A 14,421-nucleotide genomic window follows, 5' to 3' on the forward strand; every position below is an offset into this window, starting at 1 on the left:
TAATTGCACAGTTAAAATTGTATTTACAATAATATGCACGCTATGTTAGCTTGAAGGGAGCAGAAAATGCGCACGAATGTTGTTTGGACTGATACATCTACCAGCGTGATGCATAGCCTTTCACAAGAAAGACTTGAGGGAGGTGTTCTTCATGGACGTGCACTTTTATGGAACCGCAGCTTTTGAGGGCATTCCGTCCTTGTTTTGTCGCTGCACCTTGTGTGGCGAAGCGAGGAAACGCGGCGGGAAAAACATTCGCTCACGGACTTCTGTGTCCATCGACAACGAATTGAAAATCGACTTCCCACCAGACTCTTTTTACCACATGATTCGCGACGGGATCGACCTGGAGGAAATGAAGGATTTACTTTTTACGCATTCCCATTCAGACCATCTCTATACGGATGATTTAAATGCAAGATTGCCTGGATACGCGCAGGCGGCGGAACGTCCCATTCACGTTTATGCGCATGATGTGGTGCTGCGCCTGTGTCAGCAGGCGATGGAAGCGCCGCAGGACAAATTCCGCTTTCATCGCATTCAGCCGTTTCATCCAGTTCAGACGCAAACGGCGATGATCACGCCGCTCTTAGCCAGTCACGATCCGATGGAAACCTGTCTTCTGTATTATATCGAGAAGGATGGCAGACAAATTTTACACGGACACGACAGTGGTTGGTTTCCAGAACCCACTTGGGCGTTCTTGAAGGATAAACAACTTGATCTGGCCATCTTGGAATGTACGGTGGGCAGGTCGCCACATCGCGCAAACCATATGAACATAGATGCGGTGTTGGAGACAAAAGCATGGTTTGATGAAAATCGCGTTTTGCAGCCGACTGGGAAAGTTGTCGTGACGCATTTTTCGCACAATGCCCATTTGTTGCACGAAGATTTAGCGGCCATCTTTGAGCCAGACATCATCGTCGCTTACGATGGGATGACTTTACAAATCTAAGTGTGAGGGTTGTGTAGGATTGACGAATTTGCGTGAACGCCCAGGCGGCAACATGCAGGCGTTCGCTGACTTCTCTACCCTGAAAACAACCCGCTACCTTTGGTGCGCCATCCGCGATGCCTCGATTGACTGACATTTTCATGGTTCTGCTGGTGCGGGGTGTATCACGCATGGCGGTCTATATTCCGCAAATCAATGATCAGGCTTGAATTACGCGGACACCTGCTTCTGTGAGCTGTGTGACTGCTTGATTGCTCAGATGGTTGTCTGTTACCAAATAGTCAATGTCATTGAGCGAGGCGGTTTTGACGAAGGCGGTCACACCAAATTTGCTGTGATCGGTCAGCACGATGACTTTTGACGCTTTGTCAAGAATCAAGCGTCGCAACTCCGCTTCTTCGAGGTGAAAATATGTGACGCCATGTTCGAGCGAAACGCCGTCTGCGCTGAGGAACGCCTTGTCCACATAGAGATTCTCGGCGATCCGATTGGCGATGACACCGGACAACGCGAGTTCGCCTGGGCGCAACATGCCACCGCACAAGTACACGCGCACATTGTATTCAGAGAGCGCGACGGCCACGGGCAAACTGTGTGTAAAGACGGTCAGGTTTCGCTTGGCGATCAGTGTGTGGGCGAATGCCAAAGCAGTGGTGCCGCTGTCAATAAATAGCGTGTCGCCGTCGTCCACCAGTGCGAGCGCCGCCGCTGCGATGCCTTGCTTTTCCTGTTGATGCGCGGTCGTCCGCACGGCGTATGGCGGTTCTTCCCCCACGCGGTTGAGCACGGCGCCGCCATGGACTTTGGTCAACAGCCCTTTCTCTTCCATGTCACGGAGGTCGCGTCGCACCGTTTCGCGCGACACGTTCAAGCGCTCTATCAGTTCCTGCATGGAGAGAGAGCCCGTTTCTTTTAAAAATTTGAGAATCAGATCATACCGCTGTTCCTGCAACACAGCCGTCAACTCCAGCCTGATGATACGTTTATGATGGCGCAGTCAGTTCCTAGCCTGACTGTATCATATCAAAACAGGGCTTTGAAAGCTGCGTTTGCAGGCATTCACTTAATGAGACTTTTATGGATCCAAATGGCGGCTTGAACGCCTTCACCCATGGCGATGCTCACTTGCTCAGAGTGCGCGACGACGTCGCCAGCCGCCCAAACATTGGGCACGTTCGTCATTTTTGTCCGCGGATCGACGAGAATGTGTTTGTTTTTGTGCAGATTGACGCCGAGTTGGGCGGCCAACCCGGATTTGACCTGGTTGCCGCCAAACGCGACAAACGCGTGCTCTGCCTCGATGCGTTGACCTGTCTGCAGGATGACCCCTTGCAAATGCGGCCCTTCTGTCAGCAAGGATTGAATCGGTGCGCTGATGTATTCAATCCCTGCGTCCTGAAGCTGATCTTGCAGGGACATCTCCACCTCTGTCTGCCCGTGATTGATATAGACAAGCTCGTTTGTGAAATAGGTGAGTGTCAGCGCCATATGCGCCCCGACACTGCCTGCGCCGAGCACCAACGCCCGTCGATGGGCGATTTCGAAGCCATCACAGTCCGGGCAAACGTAGATGCTAATGCCTAAGCATGGGTAGATGTCGGGCCAGGATGGGATGTTGTCGACAATTCCTGTCGCCATCAAAATGCGCTTGGCCGCATAAGATGCGCCGGTTTTGGCTTGCAGTAGAAATCCTTCTGCGCAAGGACTGCTTTCAATGACTTCGTCATCGACAAACTGGACGTCTAGCGCTGCTGCTTGCTGCCGACCGATTTGACGCAATTGGGGGCCGCTGACGCCGTTCGGCCAGCCGAGGAGATTGTGATAACACTGGCAAATGGTCGAACGGCCTTGGTTGGCGTCAATCACCAGCGTCTTATGCTGATAACGGCCTAGTTGAATCGCCGCTTGCAAACCTGCAATGCCGCCGCCGACGATGATGCAATCGTATACCATCTATAAATATGCTCCTTTATCTCACTGCAGTTGTTGTTGAAGACACTTCAATTTCTTTGACGATCCGCTATAGGACTGTGTCGATGATTCTATGACGCCGTTAGGATACCCACGGGCGTTTGGCTTAAACCAACGTCTGGCGCGGAGCCAAGGACCTCTGTGATTTTCAAGTTGGAAATATGGTAGAATTCAGATGAATATCGCAGTGAATCCAAGTGAGGGCGCGGTGATGGTGTGAGTTTTCAAGAATATGCCTACGAAAGACCAGATATCGACGTACTGGAACGTGATTTTCAAGCGCTCGTCGCTCGATTCGCAGCTTCCAGCAGCGTTGAGGAACAGAATGCGGTGCTCGCTGACATTACAAATCTGCGCAATCACTGGAGTACGATGGAGACGTTGGCGCATGTCCGTCACAGCATCGATACGCGAGATGCGTTTTACAAGCAAGAACAGGATTTCTTCGATGAAATTGAACCTCGGTGGCAAGGGCTTACAACCGAGCTCTATCAGGCCATTGTGGGCTCGCCGTTCCGGGCGGAGCTTGAGCAACAGTGGGGGAAACAGTTTTTCACCATCGCTGAACTGACACTAAAGACATTTTCGCCGGATGTCATTGCGGATTTGCAACGGGAAAATGCATTGGCAAGCGAATACTCAAAGCTGCTGGCGTCTGCGCAAATACCGTTTGAGGGCGAGGAGCGGAATCTGTCGCAGCTTGGTCCTTTTGAAACCTCGACAGACCGGGATATGCGCAAGCGCGCCTCAACGGCAAAGTGGAACTTCTATGCCGATCACGCTGAAGAACTCGACCGCATTTACGATGAGTTGGTGCGCACGCGCACAGAGATCGCCCGCAAGTTGGGATTCAAGGATTTTGTCGAGCTGGCGTACGCGAGAATGTCACGGTCTGATTATGACAGGGAGATGGTCCAAAACTTCCGCAAGCAGGTGCGGGAACTGATTGTCCCTGTGGTGACGAAGTTGCATGAACGGCAACGGGCGCGCATTGGCGTTTATGTGTTGCGCTACTACGACGAGTCCTTCAATTACACTTCGGGCAATCCAAAGCCGCAAGGGGACCCAGATTGGATCATCGCCCAAGGCAAGCAAATGTACCATGAACTCTCTGCGGAAACAGACGAATTTTTCACTTTTATGTTGGACAACCAACTGCTTGATTTGGTCGCCAAGAAAGGCAAACAGGTGGGTGGGTATTGCACCATCATTCCCGACTACAAGGCGCCCTTCATTTTCTCCAATTTCAACGGCACATTAGGCGATGTCACGGTATTGACACACGAGGCGGGCCATGCTTTTCAAACGTACAGCAGCCGTCATTTTTCCGTGCCGGAATATGCGTTTCCGACCATGGAGGCGGCCGAGATTTCATTCTATGAGCATGGAATTCTTGACGTGGCCGTGGATGGATCTGTTCTTCCAAGCTGATACAGATAAATTTAAGTTTATGCATCTGAGCGAGTCGCTCTCGTTTATCCCTTATGGCGTAGCCGTGGATGAATTTCAGCATTTTGTCTATGAAAATCCCAGCGCCACTCCGGCAGAGCGCAAACAAGCGTGGCGGCGCATTGAGCAGACATACTTGCCGCACCGGGATTACGAGGGCAATGAATTTTTGGAAAACGGCGGTTTCTGGCAAAAACAAACGCATATTTACAGTTCTCCGTTTTATTACATTGACTACACGCTGGCGCAGATCTGCGCATTTCAGTTTTGGACGAAGGCGCAAGCGGATCGTCAGAGTGCATGGCGGGATTATCTGCGACTTTGTCAGTTGGGGGGCAGCCAATCATTCCTGGCATTGCTCAAAGAGGGCAACCTCATTTCCCCGTTTGAAGATGGCTGTGTGGCATCGGTCATCGGGCAAATTGAGGCATGGTTGGCGCAAATTGATGACACCGCGCTATAAACGACACTGCGGTGCATAGAAAAGGAGACATGGGTCAATTGAACATACTCGTCATCGGGGGCACGCGTTTTTTCGGACGGCGTCTGGTTCACAAATTATTACAGCACGGTCATGCTGTGACGATTGCGTCACGCGGCAACACAGCGGATGACTTTGGCGACGCCGTCAAGCGTGTCCGTGTCGACAGGGCAGATGACGCGGCGATGCTGGCCGCGTTTGCCGAACAGTCGTATGACGTGGTGTTTGATCAGGTCGGGTTCACGCCGCAACACGCAAAAGGCGCTGTTGCGGCGTTTGCCGGGCGTGTCAAACGCTACATTTTCACTTCGACCATGGCGGTCTATGAGGGCAAAGAAGCGCTGACGACAGAAGCGGATTTTGATCCATTTACGCACACGGTCGATCTCGACGCAAAAGCGTACGATTACGGCGAAGGCAAGCGTCAGGCGGAAGCCTACTTGTTTCAGCATGCGCCATTTCCGGTGGTGGCCGCGCGGGTGGCCATGGTGGTGTCAGGGGATGACGACTATACGGGGCGCTTTGCCTTTCACGTCCAGCATGTGGCTGAAGGAACGTCGATAGGCGTCTTGGCTGAGGAACATCCCATCAGTTATGTAACCGCTTGGGATGTTGCGGATTTGCTGTATTTTCTCGGCGTCGAAAGCGATTTTGTCGGTCCTATCAATGCAGCCAACGATGGTTTTTACAGCACACAGTCCCTCTGTCGGCAAATTGGGTCGCTTGTCGGCAAAACGCCTTTGTTTCATGTGGCCGAGAATCCAGATGAAGACGCGCTTTTTTCACCTTACGCGTTTCCTGTGACGTTAAAGGTGAAAAATGATTTGGCGCGTCGCATCGGCTTCTCGTTTCCGGATTGGACGGACAGGTTGCCGCAGATGGTTGCAGAGGTGATGGGCGCGCCAAAGCGCGATCATTGAGATCTGTGGCGATTGGGAAATTTGGATTTTGAAAATCAGGTTATCAGCCACCAGTGGAGGTGCATTGTTCATGAACTTGGAAGCAGGCAGCAAACTTTTGATGATTGGTGATTCAATTACGGATTGTGGCCGGAACTGGCCAGTGGGCGAGTCCCCGTTTGGCGGGCTTGGAAACGGTTACGTCTCACTGGTTGATGCAGCTTTGCGCGGGGTGTATCCAGAACAGGGCGTTCGCGTGGTCAATATGGGGGTTGGCGGCAACACAGTGCGGGATTTAAAAGCCCGGTGGCAAACGGACGTCATCGCATTGCAGCCGGATTATCTGACCATCATGATTGGCATCAACGATGTTTGGCGGCATTTTGATCAACCGATGGTGATGGAGTCGCATGTCGACGCAACCACATATCACGATACGCTTTTGGAACTGGTTTCTTCTACAAAAGCGCAGGTCAAGCGCTTGTTCCTGTTAAGTCCGTTCTATTTGGAGACGAACCAAACTGACCCTATGCGCAAAATGACCGATGAATATCGGGCGTTGATGCAACAGGTGGCTGGCGAGGCGAAGGTCGACTTTGTTGATGTGCAGGCGGATTTTGATAACGTGATGAAACATCTGTACACCTCTTCGTTGTCCGGTGACAGGGTTCATCCCAATCTCACGGGGCACGGCATCATCGCGCGGGCATTTTTGCGACACATTGAATTCGATTGGGCGCATCAGGCATAGAGGGCGTTTGAAAGCGTCCTCTTTAACAATCAAAATCGAACATATCTGGCGTTTGAATCGCTTGTCAAACGTCAGATATGTACTTTTAGAAACACGCTATTTGGAGTTACACCTATTATTAGCTTTATCAGTAATAACATAATACCAAGAGCCATAATACCAAGAGCCATAATACCAAGAGCCATAATACCAAGAGCCATAATACCGGCAACAATCCAGAACATCGCGGTAGAAATATTCCAAAATTACGGCGGAGACAAACTGAGTACGGTTGTCAATTGTGTCACTGGACCATGTGATGTCACTGACAAATAGATGATCACTCTTTCAAAAAGGCCTAATCATATGGCGGCAAATGATGGTGGGGATCCAACGGGTACACTTTCAGTGTACAGCACAGACTGGAGTGAAAGTAATGGAACGGATCTGAAAAACACTATGTCAGGAGATGAAATTGGTGCTAAGGGCCAGGGAGCTGGGGTAAAGTTTACGGCAAGTTCCCCTGGTGGAGTTAATCAACAATGGGTTGGCGGTGAATTTCAACATGGTGGGACAGTCAATTTTACCGCCGATTTAAGTTACAACGTGCCTTACACACCTGTAAATGCAACATTATCCTACAGTCCTCAAAATACGGAAACTGTAAACGCTTCCCCTGGCAAACAAACATACCAAAATCCCTGTGGGAGTGGTGAGGCATCTTGGTTTTTGCCAGGGAATAATAATGAATCTCCAGGTACCTGGAGATAATATCAGTGGCGGCTGGGAAATAGGAGACTTTCACGGTTCTGCAAAGAGTAACACTGCAACCGTTAGTTACATTTATGACGTTGATAATGAATATGATGGTGGAGGTTATAATTGGGGAATGCAGGCTGACCCGTGTTCATGGCAAATGGACTACAATTAAGAAACAACAGAGGTTTCAGGGGCAGTTACTTTTGCCCCTGGCCTCCGATAAGGTGGCGCTCATCTGAAAATCATATCCACAAAAACAATTGTACTGATTGCTATTATTATAGTAATCTTATCAGGATTGCTATATTCCGCTTATAGATTATATTTATCATCTACAGATGATAGACTAACAAAAGAAATGTTACCATTATTAACACAGGCTGAATTAAAGACTATGATCCAACTTCCTCTTTCCAAAGTAACAAGCTCTGATCATAAATTTTGGGCTCCTGATCTCGGTACTCCGTTACACTCTGCAGGTATTTTTCGAACTAATGTGACTGATTTACTCGCTAAAAATCACGAAATACGTGCGATACAAGTCGAAGATGCATGGATGTGGGCTCCTAACTTTGACCAAGGAAATATGGGAGTTACAATTAAATACACAATGTTCATAGGATTAACACACAAAATCACTATTAACAAGAACTTTGAGGTACCTCATTACAACTCGCCAAACCGAAACAAATGAACAAGTAAAGTACAACACTGTCGCGTTGTTAAGATTGGATACCATAACAAAGCAGAGTGACTGCATACATGATCATTCTCTAATGCTTAAAACAGGAACGAAAGAAACACAAGTATACCGTCAGGCTGTTGAGAAAGGGGGCTTTGAATCTCTTTCTCAGATGTCTTTGATGTCTATATTTTTAGTTAGAGTTTCAAAATTTGTTTTAAGAGTGTGCAAAGAGACACGCACAACAGTATCAATGAACTCAGGGGAATTCCGCCGAACATCCGATGTTTTTGATGCAACATATAGCATCATCGCCGCTCCCTCACCGCCAGTCGATAAGTCCGCCTAGCAATCCACTCGGCCATCGCCAAATTGACCAGGACGGCCATCCACAAAGACAGCACGTACGCTGTGTCATATGCGATGCCTATCAAAGTGTGCGCACAGAACAGCCACAAGTGCAGCGACGTGTTGAACAAGGTCATTGCGTAGCTGCGTATCATCCATGCGCGATGCCGTAAAACCTGCTTTTTGCGGATGAAGATAAATGCGGCGATGGTGGCGACTACCCAAATGGCTTCCATGAGGTTAAACGCAGTACTGGCCAATAAACCGCCTGTCGCCCGTGGTGCAAGATAGCCAGCGGTCAGTGCGCCAAACAGGGAAGCGAGGATATAAACGCGGCCGTTGACGCGATGCCAAAGGCTGCCCTGGCGGAAAATGCGCTTTGTAAAACCGAGAATGCCCGTGAGCATCGCTGCAGACGCGGACACGACGTGCAAGCGCAACACCATAAGCCAAATTTGTTTGTGAAAATGCACAGGCAAAACTTTATGTTCGAGAATTTTGGTGGCATGCACGTCCACGAAAAAGGTCGTTCGGTTGACATAGACCACCCATATCAGCGCTAGCAACCCAAATGCGCCTATAAACCACTTCTGCATTGGAAATACCCCTTTTTCTTTAAACCACATGCAAGCGCCTGGCGCAGCGCGCTAAGGAGCTAACTCTATTAGGGTATCGTGTGTGCAGCGCCCAATCAAGGTGACGTTCGCCGCATGAGAGATCCCGCCCAACAAAGGAGGCGCGATAAACATGATGTATGAGAAGTTGATTTATCGCGGAATGTATACGTAGAACGCCAGACGCGATGCGTCTTGTACTTGTAGAGATCCTTTTTTGACGATTAGGTCCGCTGTATGCTGCCTCTACAAATGGAAATAGACTGCGCGAATATTAGAGAACGGATTTTGAAGTTTTTTCGTCAAAATTCGCGTCTTTACAATTCCTTAACAATTCCTTAATAAAGATTTTACGATTGTAGGGTACTTTTTGTATGATTCCGCTCATATGGAGGGACCATTGTGTCGAAACGGAGTAACCAGCTTTTTGAGTTTCTTGTAGAAATTGCAGAAAATATTCAACAAGCAACCGAGACGTTTGAAAAGGAATTGACAGAGCACACGGACTTTGGCTCACTCGCCACAGAGATGAAGACCTACGAGGAAAAAGGGGACGAGCTCATTGGCCGGTTGATCACGCTGTTGAACAACACCTACATCACGCCGCTCGAACGGGAGGATTTTGTCGAACTGGCCGTGACGATGGACGACATCATCGATGGCATCCACGCTTGTTCTGTTCGGTTTAGCTTGTATGGCATTGAGAGCGTAACCCGGACCATATTGGAGTTTGCTAAAGACATTCGCGAAAGTGCAGCGGAGATCACACTTGCAATTCACAAACTGCACGACCGGAAGCTGATTCAGATTCGGGATCATATCAAGAAGTTGAACATATTGGAGAAGCACGGAGATCAACTGTTGCACGCCGCACTGCGGACGTTGTTTGCCGAATACACAGACGCCTTGGAAGTCATCAAGCATAAAGAGATCTACGAAATTCTTGAGAATGTGACAGACCGCTGTGAAGATGTGGCCGACGCCTTGGAGTCGGTGATTCTGAAAAATGCGTGAGCGAGGGAATGTATGGTCATCCTCATTGTTTTAATTGTGCTCTTGGCACTGTGCTTTGACTTTACAAATGGATTTCACGATACATCCAATGCCATTGCGACAAGCGTTTCGACGCGGGCGTTGTCGCCGCGGGTCGCTGTTTTTATGGCCGGGGGCATGAACCTTATTGGGGCGTTGACGTTTACTGGCGTTGCCAAAACCATCGGCGGCAGTATTGCGGATCCGCTCACCATTCAACACGGTATGTTGGTCGTTTTGGCTGCCATCATCGCCGCGATTGTCTGGAACCTGTTCACTTGGATGATGGGTATCCCCAGTTCGTCGTCGCACGCGCTCATCGGCGGTTTATCCGGTGCAGTCGTTGGCGCGGTCGGTTTCCATGCCATTCATTACAAGGGCTTTATATCCATTATTGAAGCACTGGTGATTTCGCCGATTGTGGCGCTTTTGCTCGGTTATATTATCATGTGGATCTTTCGTCTGCTGTTCGGCTCCTTTTCACCCCACCGGGTCAATCGTCCATTTCGATCCCTGCAGATTGCTTCCGCTGCGGTTCAGGCGTTCATGCACGGGACGAATGATGCGCAAAAGACGATGGGCATCATTACGTTTGCGCTCATTGCGGGTGGATTTCAAAGCACAATGAACATTCCTTTTTGGGTAAAACTGTTGTGCGCCGTTGCAATGGGGGCCGGGACGGCCACGGGTGGCTGGCGCATCATTAAGACGGTCGGATCGAAAATCATCAAAATTGAACCCATCAATGGGTTTGCGTCCGATTTGACCAGTTCAGCCATCATCTTTACCTTTACGTTACTCAAATTGCCTGTCAGTTCCACGCACGTCATTTCGTCGGCCGTGATGGGCACAGGCGCTGCCAAACGGTTTAATCAGGTGCACTGGGGCGTGGCCGGTCGTATCGTCATCGCATGGGTCATTACCATCCCCATCAGCGGCATCTTGGCGGTGTTGCTCGTTCGCCTGTTTTTGTTGTTTTGAGTGCAATTGCGGGATTTGCTGATTGCCCCGTTACAAAAACCGGTTCAGAAGCGTGTGAGGCGCGCTTTTGGACCGGTTTTTTGCGATGGTGGCTGCACGCGACGAATCTCTTTCATAACACTCGGCAGTTCCTTAGGTTAGCGGCGCGTTGCGTGGAATCTGAATCTGCCAATGATCGTTTGCCACACACGTCGCTGGGAATATCGCTTGTGTCTTGGCCAGCATGGCTGCGATGTCCGTTTCCTCATATCTGGCGCTGATGTGTGTCAACACTAACTGCTTGACGCCTGCTTTGCTAGCTGCTTGTGCAGCGTCTGTTGCAGTGGAATGATTGTGTTGATGGGCCTTATCTGCGTCCTCCGCTGCGTATGTCGCCTCGTGCACCAGCAAATCTGCGCAATGAGCCAAACTGTCAATGGCCGCGCAGGGCTTGGTGTCACCGAGGATGGCAATTGTGCGTCCAGGCGTCGGTGCAGTCAGATAATCTGTGCTGCGCAATACGCGTCCATCAGGCAACTGAATGTCTTCTCCAGCCTTCAAACGGCCATACAGTGGGCCTTTGGGCACGCCTTCCTCTGCAAGTCTCCGTCCGTCGAGATGACCCAAAGCGGGTTTCTCTTCAAACCGGTATCCATAAGAGGTCACCCCGTGTGTGAGCGGGCGGCATGAAACCTTGAATTGGTCGTCTTCAAACACCACACCTGGCTGTATCTCGACGATGCTCAGCGGATATGCCAAATGCGTCTGGCTGACATCCAGCGCGGTTTGCACAAATGCGCGGAGCCCTTTCGGCCCGTAGATGGTGACGGGCGTTTCACCGGCTTGAAAAGATCTACTGCCCAAAAGGCCAGGCAGGCCAAACAGGTGATCCCCATGCAGGTGCGTAATGAATACCTTCTCCAGCTTGCCAAGGCGCAGTGGGGAAGAGAGCACTTGATGCTGTGTCCCTTCACCGCAATCCACTAGCCAAAACGCCCCTCGTTCCTGCTCAAGGCGAATCGCAATGGCTGTGACATTTCGCCCTTTTGCAGGCATCCCTGCGCCGGTTCCCAAGAAATACAGTTCCAATGTCGATGATTCCCTTCTCGTGTGTCGCGGAGTGACAACCTCTTGAAAAATTTCAGCGTTGCTCACTGGCGCCATGGATTGGTACGCTCATATTATCGCGTTTGGTTTCGTATTTCTCATCCATGTATCGGTTACCGTGCGCAGGATGCAAACGACGTATCCTTTCGTGAGGGAAAAACGTTATTGCATGTAGAGGCCAAAACAAAGAGGTGACAAGAGGATGGAAACCCACTCACATCTGGGCACGCGCAAAGCGGCGAATTGCGATTGGCGACTTTTGCCGAGCGAGTTGCGCGCATATGTCTCTAAGTTAGGTTGTCGGGAATATGATGCGGATGATGTGGTGCAAGAGGCCATCTTGCGCGCGCTACCCGTGTTGACGGGCAAGCGGGCACACCCCAATCCGGCGGGGTACGTGCGGCGCATCGCCCAAAACGTCGTGCGGGACAAAGCGAGGCATCAGGCCATCAAGGCGCTGCACCAGGAGGCCATCATGCAAGAAGCCATGGCTGACACGTGTCAGGTCGATCCGCTCGAAGTCCGTGACGCGCTCGCCTACATCCTGGCGACACTGCCAGATTTGGAGCAAACCGTCTGGATGCTGCGTGAGATCTTCCGGTTTACGACCGAGGAGACGGCGTTGGGCTTGGGCAAAACCACGGGCAGTGTAAAGATTGCCTTGCATCGCGCCCGCGCCAAGTTGGCCGCCGCATCGCCGGATCTTCATCACGACGCAGACATGGTCAGCCCCGCGTTGCTCCAGATGTGGGAGACCGCCATTCGCACAGGTGAAGTCCGTCAGGTGCTCAACTGGTATCGACGGCGGCATCACACCTTGGCGCAAGGGACATCCACTTCACCATTGGCACTCGCTGGATAATGGAGGGATGTATCATGGCGCTGGTGCCGTATGTGATTGAACAGTCTACGCGTGGTGAACGGTCGTACGATATTTATTCACGTCTGCTGAAGGATCGAATTGTGATGGTGGGGTCTGAAATTGAAGCGAATATGGCCAATACCATTGTGGCGCAACTGTTGTTCCTCGCAGCGGACGATGCCGACAAGGACATCCACATGTACATCAATTGCCCCGGCGGCGAAGTGACAGCGGGATTTGCGATTTATGACACGATGCAACATATCAAACCGGACGTTTCGACGATTTGTCTCGGCATGGCCGCCAGTTTTGGCTCTGTGCTGCTTTGTGCCGGCGCAGCGGGAAAGCGATTTGCGCTGCCGCACAGTGAAGTGATGATTCACCAGCCGCACGGCGGTTCACAAGGGCAGGCGTCAGATATCGAGATTCACACCCGGCGCATGTTGGGATTGCGCGACAAAATTTATGATACGCTGGCGAGACATTCGGGCAAAGATGTCAAACAGATCGCTTTGGACGCCGATAGAGATCACTTTTTGACAGCCGCGGAGGCGGAAAAATACGGTTTGATCGATCACGTTTTGGACGCGAGGGCATCGTAAACCGTCCATTGCCGTGTGCGTCGCCAAAGGTTTTCTTGCCATCGTGAAGCGAATATTGTCGGCTCCGCCCATCTCACGCATTTGTGAGGTGGGCGTTTTTGATTGTGATGCTGATATACTACTGGTATTCAGCAAGGAGTTGTTGTGTTTGTGGGAGGAGAAAATATGAAAGCGATGCGTTTGGATAAATGGCTGGCGCATACAGGCGTTGGCACGCGGACAGAGGTGAAAAAGGCCATCCGCGCCCAGCGTGTCATGGTCAATGGGGAAGTAGCGCGTGATCCAGGCGCACACGTCACACCAGGCGTGGACACCGTTGAATTTGATGGGGAAGCGCTTGAGTATCAAGCGCATGCTTATTTTATGATGTACAAGCCACAAGGCGTCTTGAGTGCGACGGAGGACGTGCGTGATCCGGTCGTGACGGATTTGCTTGCTCCGCAAGATGCGCATTTTGCCGTATTTCCGGTCGGCCGCCTGGATAAGGACGCCGAGGGGCTGTTGTTGTTGACCAATGATGGCCAATTGACACATCAATTGCTGGCGCCCAAGAAGCACGTGGCCAAAATCTATTACGTAGAAGTGACGGGGACCTTGACGCAACAGGATGTCGATGCGATGGAAAAGGGGATTGTGCTAGAGGACGGATATCAGTCGATGCCTGCTATGCTGGAGATTATCGAAGCGGATCTCACCTCAAGTGCCCGTATTACCATTTATGAGGGAAAGTTTCATCAAATTAAACGGATGTTCGATATGCTGGGCAAACCAGTGACTTTTCTCAAACGGCTGCAAATGGGGCCACTGGTGCTGGACGAGGCACTGCAGCCTGGGGAGTATCGCCCTTTGACGGAGCAAGAATGCAACGCGCTGCAACGTATCAATCCAGCGTAAACATAAAGCGGATAGCATCCTGCGCGATGTTTCCCAGGTATCTGTTGTCATGAGCGAGTCGTTTTTCGTCCTT

General features: G+C 50.8%; 13 protein-coding genes and 1 pseudogene. 10 read left to right on the forward strand and 4 right to left on the reverse strand.

The genetic code is table 11. The annotated features are described in order from the left end of the window. Positions 1 to 151: 151 nt before the first annotated feature. Positions 152 to 958, forward strand: coding sequence for an MBL fold metallo-hydrolase (locus ACFSB2_RS01920; protein WP_377940892.1), 807 nt, complete (start codon positions 152 to 154; stop codon positions 956 to 958). 199 nt (positions 959 to 1,157) lie between these two features. On the opposite strand, the gene ACFSB2_RS01925 is transcribed toward ACFSB2_RS01920, so the two are convergent. Beyond that, the gene (locus ACFSB2_RS01925; RefSeq protein WP_377940893.1) at positions 1,158 to 1,913 is read right to left on the reverse strand and encodes a DeoR/GlpR family DNA-binding transcription regulator; all 756 of its coding nucleotides are present in this window, start codon (positions 1,911 to 1,913) and stop codon (positions 1,158 to 1,160) included. Positions 1,914 to 2,017: 104 nt separating this feature from the next. Then, positions 2,018 to 2,911, reverse strand: coding sequence for an NAD(P)/FAD-dependent oxidoreductase (locus ACFSB2_RS01930; RefSeq protein ID WP_377940894.1), 894 nt, complete (start codon positions 2,909 to 2,911; stop codon positions 2,018 to 2,020). 234 nt (positions 2,912 to 3,145) lie between these two features. Between ACFSB2_RS01930 and ACFSB2_RS01935 the strand changes: the two are divergent. From ACFSB2_RS01935 to ACFSB2_RS01950, 4 genes and pseudogenes are all read left to right on the forward strand, one after another. Beyond that, positions 3,146 to 4,841: pseudogene (locus ACFSB2_RS01935) on the forward strand (M3 family oligoendopeptidase). A 38-nt stretch (positions 4,842 to 4,879) separates the two neighbouring features. Then, the gene (locus tag ACFSB2_RS01940; RefSeq protein WP_377940895.1) at positions 4,880 to 5,779 is read left to right on the forward strand and encodes an NAD-dependent epimerase/dehydratase family protein; all 900 of its coding nucleotides are present in this window, start codon (positions 4,880 to 4,882) and stop codon (positions 5,777 to 5,779) included. A gap of 70 nt (positions 5,780 to 5,849) precedes the next feature. Continuing rightward, the gene (locus ACFSB2_RS01945; RefSeq protein WP_377940896.1) at positions 5,850 to 6,509 is read left to right on the forward strand and encodes an SGNH/GDSL hydrolase family protein; all 660 of its coding nucleotides are present in this window, start codon (positions 5,850 to 5,852) and stop codon (positions 6,507 to 6,509) included. A gap of 345 nt (positions 6,510 to 6,854) precedes the next feature. After that, on the forward strand, positions 6,855 to 7,259 hold the full coding sequence (locus tag ACFSB2_RS01950; protein ID WP_377940898.1) for a hypothetical protein: 405 nt from the start codon (positions 6,855 to 6,857) through the stop codon (positions 7,257 to 7,259). 978 nt (positions 7,260 to 8,237) lie between these two features. Here ACFSB2_RS01950 and ACFSB2_RS01955 read toward each other — a convergent pair. Then, positions 8,238 to 8,873 (reverse strand): DUF2306 domain-containing protein, encoded by a 636-nt coding sequence (locus tag ACFSB2_RS01955; protein WP_377940900.1) that lies wholly within the window; start codon positions 8,871 to 8,873, stop codon positions 8,238 to 8,240. Positions 8,874 to 9,293: 420 nt separating this feature from the next. On the opposite strand from ACFSB2_RS01955, the gene ACFSB2_RS01960 reads away from it, so the two are divergent. Further along, a complete protein-coding gene (locus ACFSB2_RS01960; RefSeq protein WP_377940901.1) occupies positions 9,294 to 9,905 on the forward strand; it encodes a DUF47 domain-containing protein in 612 nt (203 codons plus the stop codon). A gap of 12 nt (positions 9,906 to 9,917) precedes the next feature. Continuing rightward, on the forward strand, positions 9,918 to 10,904 hold the full coding sequence (locus ACFSB2_RS01965; protein ID WP_377940902.1) for an inorganic phosphate transporter: 987 nt from the start codon (positions 9,918 to 9,920) through the stop codon (positions 10,902 to 10,904). 132 nt (positions 10,905 to 11,036) lie between these two features. On the opposite strand, the gene rnz is transcribed toward ACFSB2_RS01965, so the two are convergent. Further along, complete coding sequence (gene rnz, locus ACFSB2_RS01970) at positions 11,037 to 11,972, reverse strand: ribonuclease Z (protein ID WP_377940930.1); 936 nt, start codon at positions 11,970 to 11,972, stop codon at positions 11,037 to 11,039. 220 nt (positions 11,973 to 12,192) lie between these two features. Here rnz and ACFSB2_RS01975 point away from each other — a divergent pair, with 220 nt between their 5' ends. From ACFSB2_RS01975 to ACFSB2_RS01985, 3 genes are all read left to right on the forward strand, one after another. After that, positions 12,193 to 12,852, forward strand: a complete 660-nt coding sequence (locus ACFSB2_RS01975) for an RNA polymerase sigma factor (RefSeq protein ID WP_377940903.1) — start codon at positions 12,193 to 12,195, stop codon at positions 12,850 to 12,852. A gap of 14 nt (positions 12,853 to 12,866) precedes the next feature. Then, complete coding sequence (locus ACFSB2_RS01980; RefSeq protein ID WP_377940904.1) at positions 12,867 to 13,454, forward strand: ATP-dependent Clp protease proteolytic subunit; 588 nt, start codon at positions 12,867 to 12,869, stop codon at positions 13,452 to 13,454. Between the two features lie 165 nt (positions 13,455 to 13,619). Continuing rightward, positions 13,620 to 14,348 (forward strand): pseudouridine synthase, encoded by a 729-nt coding sequence (locus ACFSB2_RS01985; RefSeq protein WP_377940905.1) that lies wholly within the window; start codon positions 13,620 to 13,622, stop codon positions 14,346 to 14,348. Positions 14,349 to 14,421 lie beyond the last annotated feature (73 nt).

The sequence above is a fragment of the Alicyclobacillus fodiniaquatilis genome, assembly GCF_042678105.1.
Lineage (GTDB): Bacteria > Bacillota > Bacilli > Alicyclobacillales > Alicyclobacillaceae > Alicyclobacillus > Alicyclobacillus fodiniaquatilis.

Excerpts from the sequence above, each read along its gene's own strand:
- ACFSB2_RS01920 (WP_377940892.1), top strand. The coding sequence starts at position 152 with ATGGACGTGCACTTTTATGGAACCGCAGCTTTTGAGGGCATTCCGTCC.
- ACFSB2_RS01930 (WP_377940894.1), bottom strand. The coding sequence starts at position 2,911 with ATGGTATACGATTGCATCATCGTCGGCGGCGGCATTGCAGGTTTGCAA.
- ACFSB2_RS01945 (WP_377940896.1), top strand. The coding sequence starts at position 5,850 with ATGAACTTGGAAGCAGGCAGCAAACTTTTGATGATTGGTGATTCAATT.
- ACFSB2_RS01950 (WP_377940898.1), top strand. The coding sequence starts at position 6,855 with ATGGCGGCAAATGATGGTGGGGATCCAACGGGTACACTTTCAGTGTAC.
- ACFSB2_RS01955 (WP_377940900.1), bottom strand. The coding sequence starts at position 8,873 with ATGCAGAAGTGGTTTATAGGCGCATTTGGGTTGCTAGCGCTGATATGG.
- ACFSB2_RS01965 (WP_377940902.1), top strand. The coding sequence starts at position 9,918 with ATGGTCATCCTCATTGTTTTAATTGTGCTCTTGGCACTGTGCTTTGAC.
- ACFSB2_RS01975 (WP_377940903.1), top strand. The coding sequence starts at position 12,193 with ATGGAAACCCACTCACATCTGGGCACGCGCAAAGCGGCGAATTGCGAT.
- ACFSB2_RS01980 (WP_377940904.1), top strand. The coding sequence starts at position 12,867 with ATGGCGCTGGTGCCGTATGTGATTGAACAGTCTACGCGTGGTGAACGG.
- ACFSB2_RS01985 (WP_377940905.1), top strand. The coding sequence starts at position 13,620 with ATGAAAGCGATGCGTTTGGATAAATGGCTGGCGCATACAGGCGTTGGC.